Origin of the sequence: Promicromonospora sp. NPDC057138 (assembly GCF_042670845.1) — a bacterium.
GTDB lineage: Bacteria > Actinomycetota > Actinomycetes > Actinomycetales > Cellulomonadaceae > Promicromonospora.
The window spans coordinates 21,972-41,888 of sequence record NZ_JBHUUX010000006.1; the positions used below are offsets into that span (position 1 = coordinate 21,972).

A 19,917-nucleotide genomic window follows, 5' to 3' on the forward strand; every position below is an offset into this window, starting at 1 on the left:
GCCTGATCAACGTGCCGTGGGGCGGTCAGGCGCGGCGCTCGGGACGACGGCCGTCCGTGGCGGCCAGTCGGCGCTTGGCGACCTCGCGGACGTGGTCGTCGGCGTCGACCGCGAGCATCTCCAGAGCGGAGGAGCCGATGCCCGGGAACGTGGCCACGCGCAGCCTCACGTCCGGGTCGGGGTAGGTCGTATACCGGGCTGCGACGGCCTCGCTGCAGGCAGGGTGGTCCAGCACGCGGTGAATGAGCTGTGCGTCGGCATCCTTGTCGCGTATCCCGGGGGCGATCACGGCAAGCAGCTCGAGGTCCAGGTCGGGGGCGGCGACTAGGTCGAGCAGCTCAGCCAAGTCGCCTCGGCGCGCGGCTTCGGAGTAGTGCCCGTACAGGCCACGGAATCTGGACTTTTTGGTGCGACTCACACCTCACCATCGAACAACCGTTCGATTGTGTCAATGGCGAGCCTGCTGGACTGACATAGCTTTGAGGGAACAGATGTTCGAGCGCGGGGTGCATACTGATGTCATGACCGGCCGCGCTTCCATCGATCGTTCGCTGCTGGCTTGGACGGAGCATCGTGATCTGTGGCAGGGCGTCCTCAACGAGTGCTTCATTCCCGAGCGGGCCGTGGAGCAGGCTTGGCATGGATCGCACTCCGTGATCGCGCAGGTGGTGTGGGAGCGTGACGGCCTCCAGGAGATTGAGACCGTCATCCTGGCCAAGACGGGCGACCTCAGGCAGGTCGAGCTGATCGATGACCGACGATTCATCAAGACACTGTGGCTGCACCACGATCACATCCGTGAGACATAGCCCAGCACGCTACGGTCCTGACGCGCTCGGTTCGCCTCGGCGGCAGACGTGCCGGATCCGAACGGTTCCAGCTCTCGGACGTCGTGTCATGGTCCGCGGTGTTCGTCTTCCCCTGTGGTGCCGGGGACTGGTGGGGCTTCAGATACGGCGTGATCCGGCCGATCGATTCCGAAGAACGTGCGGACCGGTGAGAGGCCGTCAAGCATGATCTCGGGGCGCAAGTTCTCGGGGCGCGCGTCCCACAGCTGGCGGGTCATGCGGTAGCCCTTCTCCACCACCGAGTTCCCCTCGCGGGCCGTGACCCGGGACCCGTTCGCCGTGTACCCGAGTCGGCGCGAGACTGCGTTCGATGCAGGGTTGTCCTCGAAAGCCTCGCTGAGCATCTCTGCGGCATCAAGGCCCTCGAACGCGAGGTGCAACGCCATGAGGCGCATCCTGGTGCCGATGCCTTGGCCCTGGTGCCGGAGCCCGAGCCAGGACCCGGTGTGCCCGGAGCGGGTGACCTGGAAGTCCTTCGCCGAGACGGCCTGCGTGCCGATGATCTCGCCGTCTCGGAACACGCCGAGCGCGAGCGACCAATCATCAACAGCGATCCGACCGCGGCGGATCCATTGACGGGTCACGACACTTCGCCTGACTTCTTCGCGCGTGCCTTGGGCCCAGGGCCTCGAGAACGGGGAGACATCGGGGCCGTGCACGCCGTCGGCGGCGAGTTCGGCGAGTGCGAGCAGTTCGGGATCGTCGGCCAGGCGCAGCTCCAAGTCATCCCAGCGCACCCGCAGTCCGAATGTCGGTATGACGGCTTCCAGGTCTGGACGTATCGAGTGCCGTCCGGCGTGGCGTGGCACGCTCATCGGACGGTATCCGGGTCCAGCTCGATCACGAACGGCAGGTGGTCCGAGGCAGTGGCGGTGCGCGCATCGTCGATGACCCGATAGTTAGTCAATGCCGGCGCGAGACGAGGGCTGAGCAGGGCGTGGTCGGAGCGGAACGGGACGAACTCAGCCTTGGGGAAGCCCGCGCTGGGCACGGTCGGAGTCGCTGTCTGGCCTTGGGCGGCCGCGGCATCGATGAAACCAGCAGCATGCAGATACGCCAGCGTGGAGCGGTCTGCGGCCGGAGCTTGGCCCTGTGCGGCGGGCTGGAGGTGGCGAACGCGGAGGTGGGTGGGCAACCTTTCCCAGGCGGGCTCGGGATCGCCGGGCGCGAGGGAGTTGGCGTCTCCAGCGATGACCGTATACAGGTCGGGGGCGGCCAGGCCCGCGAGCCATCCCACCTCGGCCGCCCGCAGGGCCGGGCTGAACGGTGAGAGGTGCATGCTGGCGATCGTGACTGGCTGGTCGAAGCCGGGGACGAGGAGCATGACCTGCGCCAGGGCATGGTGGAAGTGGTCGGCGTCCGGGTCGAAGCGCAACGGTCGGATCTCGGTCTTGAAGAAGACGGCGGTGTGTTGCCCGGTGCTGGGCGCGAGCGCAAGCAGGCCACGCATCCCCAGATCGTGCTCGGCGGCGTACAAGTAACGCCCGCCATCCGCGTCAAAGCCGCGAGCCTCTTGGACCACGAGCACGTCCGGCGCGGCGTCGTTGATCACCTCGGCCGCGGTGCGCCACCGCTCGTCACTCCCGTTGTCTCGGCCACCGTTGAGGAGGTTGTAGCTCATTACCCGCATGCGGACCATCCCTTCGTTGATGTGCGTTGTCCTGCGTGCGTCGCAGGAGTATCACGTGCCGTTGGATCTAGACGCGGCATCGTTCGGGTTAGGGGTTCGGGTGCGCCATTCCTCCAAGGGACCGCCGCAACGCCTGCTCCGCAGTATCTGCGGCATCCATGATCTGCTCGACGCCGTCGAGCGCCACAGCCGCTTGTGTCACCGATGCGTCCAGGACCGCGGAGAGTGTCCGACGGTTGGCGTCAGCGAGCGTTGCGAGGACGCCGTCGGCGGCGAGGAGGTCGCGTGCGGTGTATCCGTCGGCGTGCGCGACGAGGCTGTCCAGGACGCCGATGAGTTGACCGGGCCGAGCATTGGTGTGCTGAAGCAGGAGCAGGGTCACGCGGATCCGAAAGACGACGAGCGCCGGTGCGGGATCGAGCGCGATGATAAGCCCGACGACGTCGTCCAGGCTCAGGCTCGCGGGCCGACCGGAGCGTGTCAGGCAGATACTGCGGAGGCAGGCTGCGACGGCGTGTTCCCAGGGCTCCTCGATGCGGGTCTCGTCCAGCAGGCCAAGCGCGTGGTCGGGATCGCCGGCGTCGAGCTGGGCGAGGATGGCGGCTTGTCGGCCGTCGAAGAGTCGTTCGCCGACGCCGTGGTGTTGTTCGGCGTAGGCGGTTGCTTCGGCCCAGCGGCCGGCGCTTGTCAGGGCTCGTGTGCCGTCGGCGAGCAGGGTGGTCCAGGTAAAGCGGGCGACTTCGGGTGCCGCGTCGGGTGTGGCGAGCTGGCCCAGGTCGATGGGTACTCCGTCGATGACAACGACGCCGGGGTGTGTAGCGGCGTGGTGGAGGGTGCGCAGGATGGTGTGGGCTTGTTTGCCGTGCTGGTCGCGGATGTGCAGGCGGGCGATGTTGACCACTGGTTGCAACGCCCATGTCGCCAGCGTTCCAGGTAGCGGTGCGTGTTCGCGGAAGATGTCGAACTGACGCCAGCACAGATCGCGGGCGTTATCGGGGTGCCCGGTATCGCTGAGCAGCAGCGCTGCTTTGTTCAGGACGGCGGTGGCAGCGGGAAGGTCGCCGTGGTCCTGTCCGGCTCGTTCCGCGGCGGCCTGGAGGGCGGCGATGCGTTCGGCGACCGGGAGCGCGATGGGGCGGGGGCGGGGCACGAGCGGGAACCAGTGGGCGAACGCTGTGAGGCTGGTTTCTGTGGTGGTCATGGCATGAGTCCTGTGGGTCAGCGGGTCAGTCGTCGAACGCGGCGGCGGCTGCGGTATGCGCGATGCGCGCTTGGGCCTGGGGGCCGAGGCCGATGCGGTTCCAGGCGAAGAGGGCGTGGTGGGCCAGGACCGCGCGGATGCCCCGGGTGAGCTCTCCGTGCTGGTTGTGCTCTCGGAGCCGGTGCCCGGCGGTCTTATGGGCGGCGGCCCAGGGTGCGAGCCAGGCGAGCGCGTCGTTCTTCTCGACCAGGCGTGTGGTGTCGGCGCTCAGGAGCCGTCGTGTCGCGGAGACGTCTTCGGCGGTTGGCGCGGTGGCGGTCGTGCGGTGGTGGGCGATGCGTTGCCAGACGTCGCCTTGTTCGTACCAGTCCAGTCCGGCCGCGCGTTGCAGCAGTGCTGCGAGCAGGATCGAGACCTGCTCGCGCTGGTCGGGTCCGCTCGGCCGGGCCTGCCGGTGGGCGAGGTAGGCCAGGACGTGGGCCGTGTCGTCGACGAAGAGCTCGTGCGCCACCCGCATCCCCGCTTCGCCGCCGAACGCCCGGGTCTCCGGTTCGTAGACCGACGGCGTCCAGTTCTTGATCTGTCCGCGCACAGCGGGACCGTCGAGCGCCTCGTGCAGGCGGGCTGAGGTCGCAGGGTCGGCGTGGAAGCGGACCCGCCAGCACGGCGCCTTGCGGATGAAGAACCAGTCCGCCACGTCGAGGTCCCGCAGCAAAGGCACAAGAACCTTCACCGCGGTCTGCTCGACGTCGTTCGGGTCGGGGAACCGGAGGTTGACCTGATGCCATTGGTTTCCGGTCGTCGCGTTTGCGGTCGCGATCGGGTCGACGTCGGGCGGCTCGGTGGTCGTTCTGGTCAGTTCAGGAGCAGGCAGGTGTCCCACTGCGCCTCCCTGTGATCTGTCGTGACGGTATGCAGGGCGAGCGCGACGCCCGCGAGTCCGTCGAGGAACTCGGTCTCCTCGGTGAGCGGATCGGTCCGCTCGACGACCGCTTGGACGAGGCGGGTTACCTCGCTTGCCAGGTCGTGTGTGGCGGCGTCGACACTGGCGCGCCAGGTGGTGTGCAGTACGCCCGCGAGGCCGTGGCACAGCCCAGCATCGGTGATGGCCGAAAGGCTCTCCGCGCTGCGGACCTCGTTCAGAAGGGCTGTCTCCGCGGACCGGCGCCGTTGGTCGTTGCCGGTGGCGAGGCCGGCGAGCTGGAGCGCTCGTGCGATGCCGGGGGTGCCGTAGCACCAGGACGCGCGTTGCCGTGGTGGGAGCGGTTCGTGGCCGCGGACCTGGGCGAGGGTGAGGATGCTCGGCCACCAGGTACCCGTCGTGTCGTGCTGCTCCCAGGTGTCGTACCAGGAGCAGATCCGCTCGATCGCAGCCTCGTGATCGCGGACCCGTACGCCTTGCCGTAGTGCGAGTGCGAGGACGGCCAGGGCGGCGGCGATGCCGTGGGACATGCTGAGGTTGGTGTGCCCGTCGGCGAACCGGGCGGTGCCCGCTGTCTCCTTCGTGGGCGCGGTGTGCGTCCACCACCCGGGCAGGTCCTCACGCCCAGGAAGCGGTTCAGTGAGCCGAACCAGGTAGTCCAGGACCTCGACGGTCAGGTCATGCTCGGGATGGCGCCGTAGGTGGTACGCGCCGAGCCCGACCAGGCCGCGGATGAGGTCGTACTCGCCCATCGGCGGCGTCAGTCTCGACCGCAATCGAGCGCGTGCCTGCTGGAGACGCTGCCGGATGACCGCGGCGACCGTTTGGTCCAGCCGAGACAGAAACCCGGAGAAGTCAGCCCCGTCCGCCGCACTGTCCAGGGTCAGGGCGAAGGCGGGTGCGCCATAGAACAGCCCCGCGTTGACTCCGGCACTGAGGGGTTCGCGGGAGGCTTCGCGCAGCCAGGCGTAGGCGGTTTCCCAGTCGCCGTGCCCGGTACGGGCCCGCTCGATGTGCAGCAGCGCGATCCCGGCCGCGCCCCCGCCAAGCGACTGCCTGCGGGCGCGCCCGGTGCCGTGACGGAAACGCGCCGGGTCCGCGAGTCGCCGGGCGATCTCGGCGACCAGATCGCCCGCTATCCCAGTGATCGACCCGGTCTGGGTGGTGTCCGAGGTCGTCATGTGCGCGTCTCCTTCTGGGGCATGTGGTGGGGTCGGCGGGCGTTCCAGGCGAGGGCACCTGCGCGGGCCAGGTGCAGGCACTCCTCTTCGGCGCCGGGCAGCAGGCCGAGCATGCGGATGACGTGCAGATGCAGCAGGTCCGGAATCCAGACCGTCGGGTCGGCACCCAGTCCCAGGAGCGCGGACCGGTACTCGGCCACGGCGGCCTGTCGGCTCTGCCATGCCGCCGCGATCTGCGGATCGCGATGCGGCAGGTCGGAGCTCGGGTGCTCGTCGAGGGCGTGGTAGGTCCAGGTGATCGCGCGGGCGCGGGTAGTGCGCTCGGGCGCCTCGATCGGTGTTCGCGGGACGTTCGTCAGCAACCAGGACACCGCCGCGTCCGGCCCGCCAGTCAGGGCCGCGGTGATGCCGACCAGGCTCGCGGCAGTCATGGCCTTGCGGACCTCCAGCGGCATCCCGGCGGTGGCGGCGCGTTGCGACTGGGCGGCGGCTGAGTCGGCGGCGAAGAACCGTTCGGCCGTCGCGAGGGTGGGGCCGGTGCCGAACCGGCCGGTCTCGGGCTGGTAGGTGTCCAGCACGAGGTGGCTGACCAGGCCCCGGTCGCGCAGGTCCTGAGCCCACCGACTGGTTTCCTGAGCCACGTGTGCAGCTGTGCTCTCGGTGATTTCGAGGCGGAGACGCAGGTGCGGGTCCGGGTCGGCGTAGGGCAGGTACCACCACCGTGTCCCCGGACCGAGGTCGTCCAGCAGAGTGGGAAGGTGGTCGATCAGGACGGCGTCGATCTTGTCGGGATAGCCGTAGATCTTGGCGTAGAGCCAGTCCCCGCCCAACGGCATGTGCGGCGCAGTGACAGTCGTTCCACCGGAGGTCAGTGCGGTACGAACGTTCAACGGGCGGGGACGAGTGTCGGAACCGAGCGGGACGACCAGCTCGTGGGGCTGGTCGTCGATCCAGCCGAGGGCACCGGGTGGCGGTGCCTCGTGCAGGACGGCGCTGTCGTTCTGAGCCAGGTGGTCCAGGAGCAAGCCACGGTCGACGACGTCGTCGAGGTCGAGACGAAGGCGGCGGTCCATGTGGACCAGTAGCACACCGGAGGGCACCATCATCCGGTCACGCCACCCGTCCAAGGACACCTGCGGGTCGTCGGACACCGTGCCTCGGATGTCGTCGCTCGTCACGATCCAGCGGGCCGGCGACAGGACGGTGTGTCCGTGTCGGACGCGCGGCAGGAACGGCAGCGCGGCGGCCATACCCCAGTCGAACGCGGTGCAGGCCGCCGCCCGTGCTGTCGGGAGCTCGCAGAGGAACCGCATCAGGGGGTGTGCGGCCTGCGTCAGCTCGATCGCGGTGAACGTGACCGGTTCGACCGCCACCCCACGGCTGGCCCAGATCAAGGTCAGGCCGTCGCGGTCGGCTGTGACGGCGAGGTCGTCGAGCCGGATCGGTTCCACACCGGGTGGCGTCACGCCGTCGGGGCAGATGACGTAGGGCAGGACGATCGGGCTGGCCGAGACGTTCTCCGCACGGACATTCAGTGGGCGCACCACCACCTGCGCGACCACGGCGCCACGAGTGGACGTCGACAGGGATTGGTAGGCGTCCCGGATCGTGGCCGGGTCAGCGCCGAGGAGGTGCCAGAAGCGGCCGGTCGTCGTCCCGGCCGCGCGCGAAGCCCCAGCGACGGCAAGCGTGAAGTCTCCCGCGTCGACCTGTTCGGCTGTGGCTGCCTGGAGCTCGAACCGCAGCTCGGCGTGCGTCTGCACAGCGCGCGGCGGCTCAGGCGCGAGACGCTCGATCAACCCGTCGTCCAGGTTGATCTCCACCTGGCCGTCCAGGGCGGCGCGCTGTGCGAGGGCCGCGAGGACGCCATCGCGGTCGCGGGTCGATGAGTGCCGGGGTGCGGGCAGGCGGGTGCCTCGGAAGGTGGCCGGGTAGCCCAGACCGGTGTCTCCGAGGAGTTCGAGCAACGGCACGACGGCATACGGGCCGTACCGCTCCAGGAACCGGGACTGGTAGTCGCGCCACTCAGGGTGGCCGTCCGGCTCGGGCGCCAGGCGCACCAACAGGTCGGCGGCACGCTCTGCTTCCTCGATCACCGTTGCCGGGATCGTGAGGTCGACGTCGGCCAAGGTGTCGACCCCGACCGGTCGGTCGTGAGGCTGGAAGGCGCGCATCTGATTGGCTAGCTTCCGCCAGGAAGGGCCCAGAGTGACGGTGGGTGCCGGACTGAAGCGCTCGGCAAGGTTGCGCGCCTCGGTTACCAACGACACGTTCTGCGGCTCTGCTCCGTCGAGCTGTGCAGCGATGTGGGCGAACGGGATGGTTGCGGCAGCGCTCGGGCGCAGACCGGTGACCAGGAACCCACGCTCGACCAGTGCCGCGATCATGCGCTCAGCGTCTTCACGCCGCGCGCCCGGGACAGCGTCGGCAACTGCGTGGGCGAGGTCAACGAAGCCGATGGGCTCTCGTGCGCCCGCCATGGTCTGCCGGACGGGCTCGGTCAGGGCGACCGAGACTTCGGTGAGGTTCGGGTGCCGGGGGCTTCCGCCATCGGGTCGGTGGTCGAGCACCAGGCGACCGTCGCGCACGAAGGCCAGCTCGTTCGCCTGAATCATCAGGCGCCGGAGGATGGTCGGGTCCGCCTCCAAGCGCTGGACGACGTCGGCGATCCACTGGCCGTCGGGCCGTGGGTGAGCGGTGTGCTCGTCTCCGACCCGGACCTTCGTCGTCGTGCCGAATGCGACTGGCGCGACTCCGGCGAACAAGCCGAACGGTGTGACGCGGCTGGTCGCGCGTCGTGCGTAGCGTCCGACGGCGCGGACTACGCGGTCCAAGTCACTGACCGCAGTGGCGGGGTCGTCGAGCATCTTCCGTACCCGGCTGGCCAGGGACGGGCTGGCGAGTTCGACCGCGTCGGCGAAGGGCTCACGCCAGGCGTCGGTCAGCCACGCGCGCACAGCGCCGGCGGGCGAGCCAGGGGCAGGCGGCGCGGTGGGTGCTGAACAGGTTCCGATCCGGATGAACGCAGCGTCCACTGCCTTGAACATGACTCGCTCCCTTCACAGGGCGTGGGAGCCGGTCTGGGGCCGGCTCCCACGCCTGGGTCAGTGCGGAACTGGTACGGAACTACCGCCGAACTACTGCCGAACTACGTCGAGCGGAACTACTTGGGGCAGCTCGTGCAGGCGGTCTCGCAGGTCGTGCCACAGTTGTCGTTGGTGAGCTGGTACAGGTCCTCGACGATCGGGCCGGACTCCACGACCCGGATGTCCAGGTCGAACCCGCCGCTGGCCACGGGCGTGACCGGGGTACCGCTCAGCGGCGAGTACGCGGGAGCGGCGCTCAGGGGCATCACCATGTTTGTTCTCCTTGTTCGGTACTGCTGGGGTGGTGCTCGGATCGCGCAGATGCCCGGGTCAGGACTCCTGCGGCGTGGGCCAGGTGATGGCCACACGATTTCGGGGCCGGTCCAGCACCCGTACGCGACCGCTGATGCTGATCGCGTCGTCGGGCGTGCCGGCCGGGTAGACAGCGATCGTCGCGTCGAGGTTGCTCTCGTCCCAGGAGCCGATAAGGGACACGAGCCGGTCCGCCATCTCCTGCCCGCGAGGCCCTTGCCCCATGGCGCCGAACCGCAGCCCGTCATCGAACCTGCGCAGCGACAGATACGCGAACGAGGCGCCGCTCTCGTCGAGGACGGTCGGCAGGCCCAGCGGCCACGCATGCGCGATCAGCCCGGCCTCGGCGGCGGCCTTGGTCGCGGTGATGATCCCGAACATCGGCTCGTTGACCATCAGCCACAGGTGCAGCCCGTCGAACCGCTCGACACCGGTCACCTCGCCCCACGCCTCCACGCGCGGCTGCGCCAAGGAGCCGCGGAGCGCGCCGGGGTCGATCGGGAGGTCGGAGTCGATCAGGAGCGTCACGCCGTCGGCCAGCTCCAGGTACCGCTCGGCGGGACTGGCCGCGCCACGCATCGGCACGAACTGCGCCAGCTCGTACTCGGCACCGACCAGACCGGCGCCCTCACGGCGCAGCACGACGACCCGGGTGATGCCCCGCATCCGCAGCGGCACCACGATCCGGCCCTCGGGTGCGAGCTGCTCGATCCACGACGGCGGCAGGTCGGCTACCGACGTGGTGACCACGATCCGGTCGTACGGTGCGTGCTCCGGGACACCCGCGTCCGCGTCAGCCAGCACCACATTCACGCGCTCGTACCCGGCCCGAGCCAGGTACTGGACGCTGCGCTCCGTCACGCGCGGGTCGATGTCGACCGTGGTGACCTGCCCGTCCGGGCCGACCAGCTCGGCCAGCAGCGCCGCGTTGTACCCGCCCGACCCCACCTCGAGCACCCGCATGCCGGGACCGATCTGAGCCTGTTCGAGCATCAACGCCTGGATATCGACGGCCGAGATCATGCTGACCGCGACACCGGTCTCGTCCAGAGTGCGATGCAGCACCGTCCGCAACGCGTACGCCGACTCCAGCCCGTCCTCCGGCCCGAACACATGCCGCGGAACCGTCCGGATTGCGGCGACCACCTCCGGGCTGTGCAGCACACCCTGCGTCTGCAACGCGGCGACCATGCCATCCCGCAGGTCCCGGGCCTGTTCGCTGTCAACTGGTCCGTCGGACACGTACGTCTGCTCCGTCATCTCATCCCTCTCGTGGTTGCGGTTCTCTGCATGGCGGTTCCTGTTGCGGCGCCCGGGGTCAACAGTGACCGCAGGACCCGCACGGCGCCTTCCTGCCCGATGCTCTCGGTGACCTCGTCCGCGGCTTCTCGCACCCGAATGTCGGCGTGGCCCATGGCCACGCCGCGCCAGGCCCACTGCAGGAGCTCGATGTCGTTCTCGGCATCGCCGATCGCAACGGTGCGCTCGATCGGGATGCCGAGGTCTCGGCGGACGCGTTCGGCGGCGGTGGCCTTGGAGACGTTGCGCACCGTGATGTCGACCCAGTCAGGACGAGTCGCGATCGCGGTGAAGCCCGCCGCACGCAGCGTGGGGACAAGGAGGTCGGCGTCGTCGCCGTACAGCGCCACGCGGGGCGTTGGCTCGGCCCACAGGTCACGGGGCCGGATGACCGTAACCTGGTCACCGTTCAGCTGCCCAGCCGGGAAGCGCATGTTGACGTGGTAGCCGACACCGACGATCTCCACCGCGATCCGCAGGTCCGGCCGGGTGTCGGTGACCAGACGGACGACAGCCTTGGCGTCCACCCCGTGTACGTCGATCAATTGGTACGAGCCGCCGGTCAGCTCGGCGACGACGGCGCCGTTGGACGCGATGATCTGACCGTCGGCCATGCCCAGCTCCCGGGCGGCGGCCAGTCCGCCGGATAGTGAACGCCCCGTCGTGAGCACCACGCGGTGGCCCACGCGTCGGACGGCGGCGATCATCTCGACGACCGCGGACGACGGCGGCTGCCCGGTCACCAGGAGGGTGCCGTCGATATCCGACGCGATCAGTGCAGGTATCGCGGTTGGTGCCACCATTGGTGCCGACCTCAGCTGTGGGGCCTCGGCGCCGGGCGCTGACGTGGTGTTCGTCGTGGTCATGGGATCACTTCCGTATGGCGTGGTGGTCGCGCAAGGACGGGGAAGGTGAGCGTCGGGTACGCGGCACGGTCGGCATCCGGCAGGCCGACCACCACGCAGACCGCACGTTGTTCCGCCAGGTCCCGGTCAATCCCTTGGCGGGCTTCGGCGAGGCGGACCCCGGCGGGAAGGATCACGCGCGTGGCGTCGTGGAGACGTGCGGCGTCGGCGAGTTGGCTGATGGTGCAGGCGTCGGACTCGTCATGCAGCACATCCGCCAGGGCCAGGCCCTCGACCTCGGTATACGTAGCTATGGCTGTGTGCTGCTGCTCAAGTTCTCGACCGGGAGGACCACAGACGTACCCGACGGCGGTCGGCTTCGGTTCGTTCACGGAGCCACCACCGTCGGCTGACGCAGCACCGACCGAACCTGGACCTCCAGGCCCCCCATCTGTCCGGTCCAGAGGGTGTGCCCAGGGACGAACATGCGGTGATCAAGCGGGAAGTCACAACCGAGGGTGCGCGCGATCTGCTCGCCGTCATCCAGGTTCACGGGTTGCAGACAGATCCGACCACGGCTGAAGGTGACGATCTCGATGTGGTCCGGTCCCACGGCCCGGAGGGCGTCATCGGCGACGTCCATGGCGAACGTGAGCTGGTCCGCAGTGCCCGTTGTCTCGTCGCGCTGGTGAGGTTGAACTCCCATCGGGCTCTTCTCCTTTGGGGCGCTTCGCGCCGGCCCTCTCCTCGTACCGGGGATGCCGCGGGCGCTCATCGCACACCTCGGCTTGTGTCGGCCGACGTGTGGTTGCTCTCTGTGTCCGGAGCGTCCTCGTCGGTTTGTGACGGTGCGTACAGGCGCACTGAGGTGGGGTGGACACGTGAGTCCTCGGGGAGCCAGCCGACCCACACGGCCAGTGCTGCGCCAGGACCCGCCGTGTCATCGCGACGATCCAGGCCTAGGTGCTGGGCCATGGTGGCTGCTCCGCTGTGGGAGCCGGACAGAGCCTCGATCACGACTACGTTGAGCACAGCGCCCCGAGTGGAGCTGGTCGTCGGCATCGTGTACCCCGAGCGCTCGACGTAGCCGTGCGTCGTGACCAGCGCCTGCCCAGCCGCATGGAGGCGAATCTGCGCCTCGAACGCAACGCGCAGGCTCTCGACAAACTCACGATCCGGCCTGACTCCCATGAGCATCTCCCACCAGAAGACCTGCAACTTTGTCGACAAAGCGTCGATGTGTGCTCAACGTAACAGCACATCGACGCTTTGTCGACAAGGGTCTAGGATGCGATTGTGGCTACAGATCAGAGCGCTCCAGAGCGCACGCCCGCCGAGCAGCACGGCTACATCCAGATAGCGGATGACCTGCGGCTGCAGATCCAGAACGGAGAGCTTGCGGCTGGCGACGAACTGCCGTCGCTCAGCGAGCTCGTGCAGAAGTACGGCGCGGGTCAGCAGACTGCGCGACGCGCGATCAGCGTTCTGCAGGCGCAGGGCCTGATCACCAGTTCCCAGGGAAAACGCCCTGTCGTCCGCGGCAGCCGTACCCGAGTCACTCGCAGTAACCGGCAGCACCACCTGGAGAAGGAGCGCATCCGCCTCCCTGAGGAAGAGCGCCGGGTCCAAGGCCCCCTGGAGGACACGACTGGCATCAGCCTCCACGACGCCACGCTGAACGTGACGTACCGCGAAGTGGTTGCCGACGAGTCCACTCCGGAGTTCGAGACTGGCACGCCGTTGCTGCGTCGCGAGTACGAGACCACTGGGAAGCGCGGGAACCGGATCGCTTGGTCGGTCTCGTGGATTCCGCTGGCATTCATCTCGTCCAACCCGGACCTCCTGGACTCGTCCAACGAGCCGTGGCCCGGCTCTACCCAGCACCAGTTCTCGACCGTAGGCATCGAGATTGCCGAGGTCGTCGACACGATCACGGCGCGAGCGCCAGACACGGTGGAAGCCGCCCGGTGGGGCATGTCGCCGGGCGAACCGCTTCTCGTCGGCCGCGACCTGATGCGTGACACCCAGGACAGGGTGGTGTGCGTCAGTTTGTCGCAGTACCCCGCGGACAGCACACAGATGGAGTTCGTAACCCCTCTTCCGAAGGCAGACCAGTGAACGCCGTTGCTCGACCAGAAATCGACCCCCACCTTGGCCTCGACCTGAGGCCCGAGGCGACATTGCACCGACTCGACCTGTCAGTCAGCGTCGTGATCCCCGCCCACAACGAGGAACCGACGATCGCAGCCGTAGTCACCGAAGCGTTCGCGAGCCTGGACAGGCTCGGCGTCGAAGGCGAGGTGATCGTGGCCGCCAGCGGCTGCACGGACAAGACCGCCGAGAACGCACGGCTGGCCGGCGCACGGGTCGTCGACGCGCCGATCGGTAAGGGCGCAGCGCTGAAAGCAGGAGTGGACCTCGCCGAGAACGATGTCGTGTGCGCTGTAGACGGGGACGTGCGCTACTACGGTGACCCGCCGCTGGTCGCGCTGCTCGTGGAGCCCATCCTCGAAGGCATCGCCGACGCGACGATCACCGACCTGTACTGGCGCCCCCTGTACCCGCAGCTGTGGATGTGCGGGTTCTTCGCCCCACTGGCTGGCCGTCTCTACCCCGAGATGCTGCCCAAGGTTGGTAACACGCCCTGGTCCGGGCAGCGAGCTGCCCTGCGTCACCTCTGGCAGACCGACCTGCCCGACGACTTCACGGTCGACCTGGCCCTGCTCTTGCACTGGAACCGGCAGGCACAGCGACTCCGGCCGGTCCTGGCTGGCGACTGGGTCAACCCGCAACGACCCAAGCCGGACTTGATGCGAGCCGAGTTCGAGCTCCTGGTCACGACGGCAATTCGCGACGGTCGCCTCGACCCCCGGACCCGCTTCATGCTGGAAGACTGGTTCGAGGAGATGCACCGGCTGATGGCGCAATACGCCCCCGACGTCGACGACCCCCAGCGGTTCGAGGCTCGCATCCTCACCGATGCATTGACCCGCCTACCTGACCGGCTCGGAACCGGCGCCTGAGGTCCGGGGAGATCAGTGATCACGCGGAGCGAGCAATGCTTTGACGGATACGACGCCGTCCTCTGGTCGCTCCACATCGAAGGTCGGCAGGTCGCTGAGCTTGCCGTGCACACCTCGGGCCTGATCCTGAATATCGAAGTCGACCGCGACCATCGGCGGCGCGGGCACGCCCGCCGCCTCTATGAACACGCATGGCGCCACGCGACGATCCTCCACGCGCCGGCCTGGAGCCAGACTCCCGACGGCACGGCGTTCGCCGAGGCCGTCGGTGGGCCGACCATGGACGACCACTGCGTCCGCCAGATACTTGGCGTCCGCGATCCCCATCCGCGCAGCGACGACGCAAGCGCACCAGCCCGTCAGGAGACGTAACGATGTCGATGTCCCGCCGCGAATGGATCGACCTACCGGCCCTGGCTCGCCGCGCCGTCGAGGCTCGCATCGGAACCGTGACCCGGGCCGAGACCGCGGGCGCGGGCATCAACTCGGCCATCGCGACGACGCTCCACACCGACGGCGGGCGCGTGTTTCTCAAAGGCATCGCGCTGGACCACGTCCAGGTCGACGAACAGCAGCGGGAGGTCGAGATCAACCCGTACGTCACCGACGTTGCGCCACGCCTGCTGTGGCAGATAGGCACGGCTGGGTGGTCCCTCCTGGGCTACGAATACGTCGATGGTCGCCGCGCTGACTACCGACCGGGGTCGTTGGACTTCCCTCTCCTGGCCGACGCCGTGCGGCGGCTACACAAGATCCCGTGCCCAGACGTGCCACAGATGCTGCGCCTCGAGAAGCGCCTCGCGGACTTCGACGGCGACGGCGTTGATGTCTCGCTCTTTGCCGGCAACGACATCATGCATACCGACTGGGGCAAGGACAACGTCCTCATTGGTGACAACACCGTGCACGTAGTCGACTGGGCCTGGCCAACCCGAGGCCCAGCCTGGGCCGACATCGCCACGCTCGCAGTGCGACTTGTCGAAGCTGGACACACGCCCTCGGCTGCCGACGAATGGGCACGCAGCGAGTTCCCAGCCTGGGCGACGGCCCCCGAGAGAGCGGTCTGCCACTTCGCTGAGGCGTACCTACGTCTCTGGAACCACATCCTTGATGAAGACCCCCAACCCTGGAACGCGCTCATGGTCGACGCTGCACGCGCCTGGGCGGATCACCTGAATGGTGCGAGCCGGCAGACGGTCCGCTGATCCAGGATCCTGGCATTCGCGTTCCGTCGACGGCGGGTAGGTGATATGGGAGTGTTGGGCCTGCGCAGCCCTGATGGGCTGTTGTGATGCTGGAACGAGGACAGGCGCGGGGGCGGCACTGGTGAGTCAGCAAGTTCCGGGGACGACGACGGCGGGCGACAACCCGGGCGGTGGATCGGGCAAGGCGGAGCCGGTGCGGATTGTCGAGGAACGAATACGTGGCCTGGCGGGCGCGGCCCGGCAGCTTGTCCTGGACGGGCGCTCTGTCGCGCTCGAGGCCCAGCGAGCTGCGGAGGTTCGCCTGCGTGAGGCGCATGGATCCCGTGACGCTGCCAACGGCGGTAGCGGAAGGGCGAACGACGACTTACATGGTGCTCGGGCGCATGAACCGGTGAACGTGGTGGAGCAGCATCTGATCGACAGTGCCCGGATCCTGGCGCCGGGAGCCGCAGGCCTGGCACCGACCGACCCTGGCTGGGGCGGTCAGGATTTCGTCGCGGGAGCAGGCTGGGCGGGACAGGTCCGGGTGGGGGAGACGACGACCGGGGTACCCGTGGTGGTCCCGTTGCTGGGAACGGCGGGCTGGTGCGTCGTGCCAGAAGAAGAGGACTCGCCCGCACCGGATGCACCCGGAGCTGCCGAGCACGACTCCGGAGAAGGGCACCGGGCCGGGACCAGTTATGGGCCGACGGCGCCGTCGTCGAGACGCGCCGGTGCCGAGGAACCGCACCGGGACTCGGACCCGGGGGCATACCGGAGGGCGGCGTTGCGGGTGGTGCAGCAGGCCGTGCTGCGGACCGTTGCCGCCTCGTCGGCGTTCGGGGTGCGGGTGGACTGCTTGGACCCGGCCGTGTCGGGAATCTTGGGCGTGCTGGGTGGGGTGACGGCACAGTTCCCGCAGGTTGTGGGCCGCGCAGTGCATGACGACGTCGAGGTGCGACGGGTGCTGACCCGGCTGGTGGAGACCTCCGCGGCGCGTGGGCACCGCATGGCGCAGGCCGGTGCTGCGACGTTCCAGGAGCTCCAGGCGCGATCGAGGGGCGCGGACGCGCACCATCTGCTGGTGGTGCTGGACTACCCGCGTGGGATCGACCAGGCCGCGCAGACGAACCTGGTCCGCTTGGCCGCGACGGGTGCGCAGCGGGGGATCAGCCTGCTGGTGACGTACGACTGGACCGCCGAGCCGGCACCTGGTGTGGACCCGGACGCTCTGCTCGACCACCTGACCGGGATCGTCGCTGGTACGGACGACTTGTTCGTCAGCGACGTCTTCGATACCCCGGTGATCCCCGACGACCCGATCAGCGATCTTCCCGCCGTCGTGCGCCAGGTCCTGGCCCGGACGTCCGACGCGAAGCTGCCCACCCTCGCGTTCGACGACACCCTCCCACCACCGGACCAGTGGTGGACACCGGTCGTCGACGGGCTCGAAACGGTGGTCGGGTTCACTGACCAGGACCCGGTCGCGGTGCGGTTGCGGACCAGCAACCCGCCCCTGCCGCACCTCCTGGTCGCCGGCGCGATCGGGCAGGGCAAGTCCAACTTCCTGCTTACTTTGATCCACGGTCTGGCGGTGCGGTACTCCCCAGCAGACCTGGAGCTGTACCTGCTGGACTTCAAGCACGGCGTCGAGTTCGCGCGCCTGGGCCCTGCTGCCGGCCGTGAGTACTTCCTGCCGCACGTGAAGGTCCTCGGGATCCACGCCGACCGGATGTTTGGCGTCGCGGTGCTGCGGCACCTGAACGAGGAGCTTGCCCGGCGCGCGGCGATGTTCAAGGCCGCCGACGTCGTCGACCTGGCCGACTTTCCCCAGGAGGGTTTCGGTGGAGTGCCGCGTCCCGCGCGGATCGTGGCGGTGCTGGACGAGTTCCAGGTCCTCCTGGACGGCGACGACGACCTCGCCGAGGAAGCCATCAACCTGCTGGAACGACTGGCGCGCCTCGGCCGGGCCTACGGCATCCACCTGGAGTTCTCGACGCAGACCCTGGACGGGACGCCGAAGCTGACCATGAAGCGGGACGCGATCTTCGGGCAGGTCCCCACGAGGATCGCCCTGAAGACCACCGTTTCGGACTCCCAGGTCGTACTGGGCAACGGGAACACGGCCGCGGCGGGCCTGCGGTTCCCCGGGCAGGCGATCGTGAACACGAACTACGGGCACCTCGAGGACAACCAGTTGGTCCAGATCGCCTACGCCGACCACCAACGCCTGTCTGCCCTGCGACGCCAGCTGTGGGAACGTGCGGGCGGGAGCAGCATGCGACCGCCGCGAGTGTTCCACCTGGCCGATCCCGCTCACCTGCCCACCGCCCTGACCACGTCCCTGCGCGGCACTTCTGTGAGCGCACCCAGTGGGGGCACTCCGAGCGTCAGCCTGCCTGGGCCAGCGGTTGCCTGGGCCGGGCTGCCGGTTGCGGTGACCGAGGAGCCCACCGCGATCCCCGTCACGCACGAGCCGGGGGCCGGGGTCATGGTCGTCGGCGACGGGCCTACCGACGCGCTCGGTGTCCTGACCGGGCTGACCTTGTCCGCGATTCTCACCGGCGCAGGCGCCGCAGACGCGTCCAGCGGTGCGCGGCCACGAGTCGTGATCCTGGACGCCACCGCCACAGACAAGTCGACCGCGGCGGGGAAGCGTGCCCTGGTGGATGTTGCCTTTGCTGCCGGGTGCGACGTCGAGCACCTGACCACCCCGGCCGCCATCACCGCGCGCCTGTTCGCCCTGGCCGAGCAGGTGCATGCTCGGATTGTGCCCGGGCGCATGATCCTGGTCGGGATCGGGATGCATGCCCTGCCCGGGATGAAGGAGAGCGCCGAGGACCGGATCGAGACCCCGGCCGATGCCCTGGACGAAGTTCTTCGCGACGGACCCGCAGCGGGTGTGGTGACGTTCGCGTGGTGGAACCGGCTTCATGTGATCACCGACCAGCTCGGCTACCGGCGGGCGAACATCGCCGCCTACGTCTTCCTGCGCCACCCCGCCGACGGCGTCCGCCAGGCCACCGGGTTGCCGCTGCTGAAATGGGACTCCCAACCGGCACGAGCCCTGGTCTGGGACGGGATCGGCGTCGAGCCCACTCACGTCGTCCCGTTCGCACCCCTCACCGACCAGGACGCCACCGCGCTGATCAGGCGCCTGCAGCACGTCCCCGAAGTTACGGAGAACGGGGGCGAGGAATCATGAACCGGCCAGCCAACCCGTGGAACCCGGAGCCCTCCCCGCTTAACGCATCCGGGGCCGCCAACCACAATGCGCACCAGCCGGCCGATCAGGCAGGGAGGAACAGCGGTGGGCCCCAGGCACCAGCCGATGCGACGGCCGAGGTCCCGCGCCCGAACGCTGGTGCCGGCGTGGATGTGGAGGCGGTCTGGGCTGCCTACCAGACTGGGCTCAACCGGCTGGGCCGCGCCGAGTCTGCTGCGCAAGAGGAACACGAAGCGGTTCAGCGCGCCGGCGCCGAGGCCGTCCACCAGGCGGAGCGGAACGTTGCCGCCGCGACGGCCGACAGGGAATCGCTCGAGACCGAACTGGGCTTGTTCGAGGCGCGCGTGAACCGCGTCCTGGAGACCACGGGCGTGACACCCGAAGGTGCGGGGACCGGGATGATCACTGCCCAGGTCGACGACGTCGCTGGCGCCCGGGCCACGATGGCCGAGATCACCAGCGAGCTGAACCGTGCCGCCGCCGACCTGGCCACCGCCCGCGCCGCACAGACCGACCGCCGGCGTGGCCTGCTAGCGACCGGGATCGTGGCCCTGGCGGCCGTGACCACCCTGGTCTGGATGAATCTGCTGGGCACGAATACCTTCGCCACCATTGCCGCCGTCCTGCTCGTGTTCGCCACCACCATGCTCGGCCGCCGCCGCGGCCCTCTGGCCGCCGGAATCACGGCCGCCATCACGCTGGCCGGGGTCGTGCTGACCGTGACACTGGTCGGACCGATCCTCGCCACGATCGTCCTGATCCTGGCGGCCGTGATCGTTTTGATCGTCCTGATCCGTCCCCGGCGTCGTCGTCCCGGTCTGTCCCGTCCTGCTTCGCCGAACTCTGGAGGTTCTCGTGTCTGACATTTCCCAGCTCAAGGAACAGCTCACCGCCCTGGCCACCGAGGCCGACAACGCCGGCGGCACCGTTGACCGTTTCGGCACCAAGTTCTCCCGGCACATCGCCGAGGTCGAGAAACTCATTGGCGGTACCTCCACCCGCGCAGACCAAGAAGTCGTCGCGACCCTCGCCGCAGCGCGCGATGCCGCTAGCCAGGCCGTCACAGCCCTGCAGACCGCTGCACGCCGCACCCGGGACTACGCGAACGGCCTCTGACCACCACACAGGTCGCCGGATCATGCCGGAACGCTGAACGCTGA

At 68.8% G+C, this 19,917-nt stretch carries 20 protein-coding genes; 8 read left to right on the forward strand and 12 right to left on the reverse strand.

The window, feature by feature from the left end:
* Nucleotides 1–25 precede the first annotated feature (25 nt).
* The gene (locus ACFT2C_RS05940; RefSeq protein WP_377206095.1) at nucleotides 26–418 is read right to left on the reverse strand and encodes a hypothetical protein; all 393 of its coding nucleotides are present in this window, start codon (nucleotides 416–418) and stop codon (nucleotides 26–28) included.
* 103 nt (nucleotides 419–521) lie between these two features.
* On the opposite strand from ACFT2C_RS05940, the gene ACFT2C_RS05945 reads away from it, so the two are divergent.
* Nucleotides 522–809, forward strand: coding sequence for a hypothetical protein (locus ACFT2C_RS05945; RefSeq protein WP_377206096.1), 288 nt, complete (start codon nucleotides 522–524; stop codon nucleotides 807–809).
* A gap of 86 nt (nucleotides 810–895) precedes the next feature.
* Here ACFT2C_RS05945 and ACFT2C_RS05950 read toward each other — a convergent pair whose 3' ends face one another.
* From ACFT2C_RS05950 to ACFT2C_RS06000, 11 genes are all read right to left on the reverse strand, one after another.
* Entirely contained in the window at nucleotides 896–1,663 is a 768-nt protein-coding gene (locus ACFT2C_RS05950) for a GNAT family N-acetyltransferase (protein ID WP_377206097.1), read from the reverse strand.
* Nucleotides 1,660–2,469 carry an endonuclease/exonuclease/phosphatase family protein gene (locus tag ACFT2C_RS05955; RefSeq protein WP_377206098.1) on the reverse strand — a complete coding sequence of 270 codons (810 nt, stop codon included), beginning with the start codon at nucleotides 2,467–2,469 and terminating at the stop codon, nucleotides 1,660–1,662. The genes ACFT2C_RS05950 and ACFT2C_RS05955 overlap by 4 nt, the downstream gene beginning before the upstream one ends.
* Nucleotides 2,470–2,566: 97 nt before the next feature.
* Nucleotides 2,567–3,628, reverse strand: coding sequence for a hypothetical protein (locus ACFT2C_RS05960; protein WP_377206099.1), 1,062 nt, complete (start codon nucleotides 3,626–3,628; stop codon nucleotides 2,567–2,569).
* A gap of 76 nt (nucleotides 3,629–3,704) precedes the next feature.
* The gene (locus ACFT2C_RS05965; protein WP_377206100.1) at nucleotides 3,705–4,562 is read right to left on the reverse strand and encodes a thiopeptide-type bacteriocin biosynthesis protein; all 858 of its coding nucleotides are present in this window, start codon (nucleotides 4,560–4,562) and stop codon (nucleotides 3,705–3,707) included.
* A complete protein-coding gene (locus ACFT2C_RS05970; RefSeq protein WP_377206101.1) occupies nucleotides 4,535–5,782 on the reverse strand; it encodes a lanthionine synthetase C family protein in 1,248 nt (415 codons plus the stop codon). The genes ACFT2C_RS05965 and ACFT2C_RS05970 overlap by 28 nt, the downstream gene beginning before the upstream one ends.
* The gene (locus ACFT2C_RS05975) at nucleotides 5,779–8,829 is read right to left on the reverse strand and encodes a lantibiotic dehydratase (protein WP_377206102.1); all 3,051 of its coding nucleotides are present in this window, start codon (nucleotides 8,827–8,829) and stop codon (nucleotides 5,779–5,781) included. Before ACFT2C_RS05975 ends, ACFT2C_RS05970 begins: the two co-directional genes overlap by 4 nt.
* 116 nt (nucleotides 8,830–8,945) lie before the next feature.
* Nucleotides 8,946–9,140 (reverse strand): FxLD family lanthipeptide, encoded by a 195-nt coding sequence (locus tag ACFT2C_RS05980; RefSeq protein ID WP_377206103.1) that lies wholly within the window; start codon nucleotides 9,138–9,140, stop codon nucleotides 8,946–8,948.
* A 58-nt stretch (nucleotides 9,141–9,198) separates the two neighbouring features.
* Nucleotides 9,199–10,440: a methyltransferase, FxLD system gene (gene fxlM / locus ACFT2C_RS05985; RefSeq protein WP_377206104.1), complete on the reverse strand. Its 1,242-nt coding sequence runs from the start codon at nucleotides 10,438–10,440 to the stop codon at nucleotides 9,199–9,201.
* The gene (locus tag ACFT2C_RS05990) at nucleotides 10,437–11,282 is read right to left on the reverse strand and encodes an HAD family hydrolase (RefSeq protein ID WP_377206105.1); all 846 of its coding nucleotides are present in this window, start codon (nucleotides 11,280–11,282) and stop codon (nucleotides 10,437–10,439) included. Before ACFT2C_RS05990 ends, fxlM begins: the two co-directional genes overlap by 4 nt.
* Nucleotides 11,283–11,341: 59 nt before the next feature.
* Entirely contained in the window at nucleotides 11,342–11,716 is a 375-nt protein-coding gene (locus ACFT2C_RS05995; RefSeq protein WP_377206106.1) for a hypothetical protein, read from the reverse strand.
* Complete coding sequence (locus tag ACFT2C_RS06000) at nucleotides 11,713–11,967, reverse strand: hypothetical protein (RefSeq protein WP_377206107.1); 255 nt, start codon at nucleotides 11,965–11,967, stop codon at nucleotides 11,713–11,715. Before ACFT2C_RS06000 ends, ACFT2C_RS05995 begins: the two co-directional genes overlap by 4 nt.
* A gap of 653 nt (nucleotides 11,968–12,620) precedes the next feature.
* On the opposite strand from ACFT2C_RS06000, the gene ACFT2C_RS06005 reads away from it, so the two are divergent.
* The 7 genes from ACFT2C_RS06005 to ACFT2C_RS06035 all read left to right on the forward strand — a co-directional run bounded on the left by ACFT2C_RS06005 (nucleotide 12,621) and on the right by ACFT2C_RS06035 (nucleotide 19,873).
* Nucleotides 12,621–13,442, forward strand: a complete 822-nt coding sequence (locus ACFT2C_RS06005; protein ID WP_377206108.1) for a GntR family transcriptional regulator — start codon at nucleotides 12,621–12,623, stop codon at nucleotides 13,440–13,442.
* The gene (locus ACFT2C_RS06010; protein WP_377206109.1) at nucleotides 13,439–14,347 is read left to right on the forward strand and encodes a glycosyltransferase; all 909 of its coding nucleotides are present in this window, start codon (nucleotides 13,439–13,441) and stop codon (nucleotides 14,345–14,347) included. Before ACFT2C_RS06005 ends, ACFT2C_RS06010 begins: the two co-directional genes overlap by 4 nt.
* A 15-nt stretch (nucleotides 14,348–14,362) precedes the next feature.
* A complete protein-coding gene (locus ACFT2C_RS06015) occupies nucleotides 14,363–14,719 on the forward strand; it encodes a hypothetical protein (protein WP_377206110.1) in 357 nt (118 codons plus the stop codon).
* A 2-nt stretch (nucleotides 14,720–14,721) separates the two neighbouring features.
* Nucleotides 14,722–15,552 carry a hypothetical protein gene (locus ACFT2C_RS06020; RefSeq protein ID WP_377206111.1) on the forward strand — a complete coding sequence of 277 codons (831 nt, stop codon included), beginning with the start codon at nucleotides 14,722–14,724 and terminating at the stop codon, nucleotides 15,550–15,552.
* 400 nt (nucleotides 15,553–15,952) lie between these two features.
* On the forward strand, nucleotides 15,953–18,736 hold the full coding sequence (locus tag ACFT2C_RS06025) for an FtsK/SpoIIIE domain-containing protein (RefSeq protein ID WP_377206112.1): 2,784 nt from the start codon (nucleotides 15,953–15,955) through the stop codon (nucleotides 18,734–18,736).
* Nucleotides 18,733–19,620 carry a hypothetical protein gene (locus ACFT2C_RS06030; protein ID WP_377206113.1) on the forward strand — a complete coding sequence of 296 codons (888 nt, stop codon included), beginning with the start codon at nucleotides 18,733–18,735 and terminating at the stop codon, nucleotides 19,618–19,620. Before ACFT2C_RS06025 ends, ACFT2C_RS06030 begins: the two co-directional genes overlap by 4 nt.
* The gene (locus tag ACFT2C_RS06035; RefSeq protein WP_377206114.1) at nucleotides 19,613–19,873 is read left to right on the forward strand and encodes a hypothetical protein; all 261 of its coding nucleotides are present in this window, start codon (nucleotides 19,613–19,615) and stop codon (nucleotides 19,871–19,873) included. The genes ACFT2C_RS06030 and ACFT2C_RS06035 overlap by 8 nt, the downstream gene beginning before the upstream one ends.
* The last annotated feature ends 44 nt before the right edge of the window (nucleotides 19,874–19,917 follow it).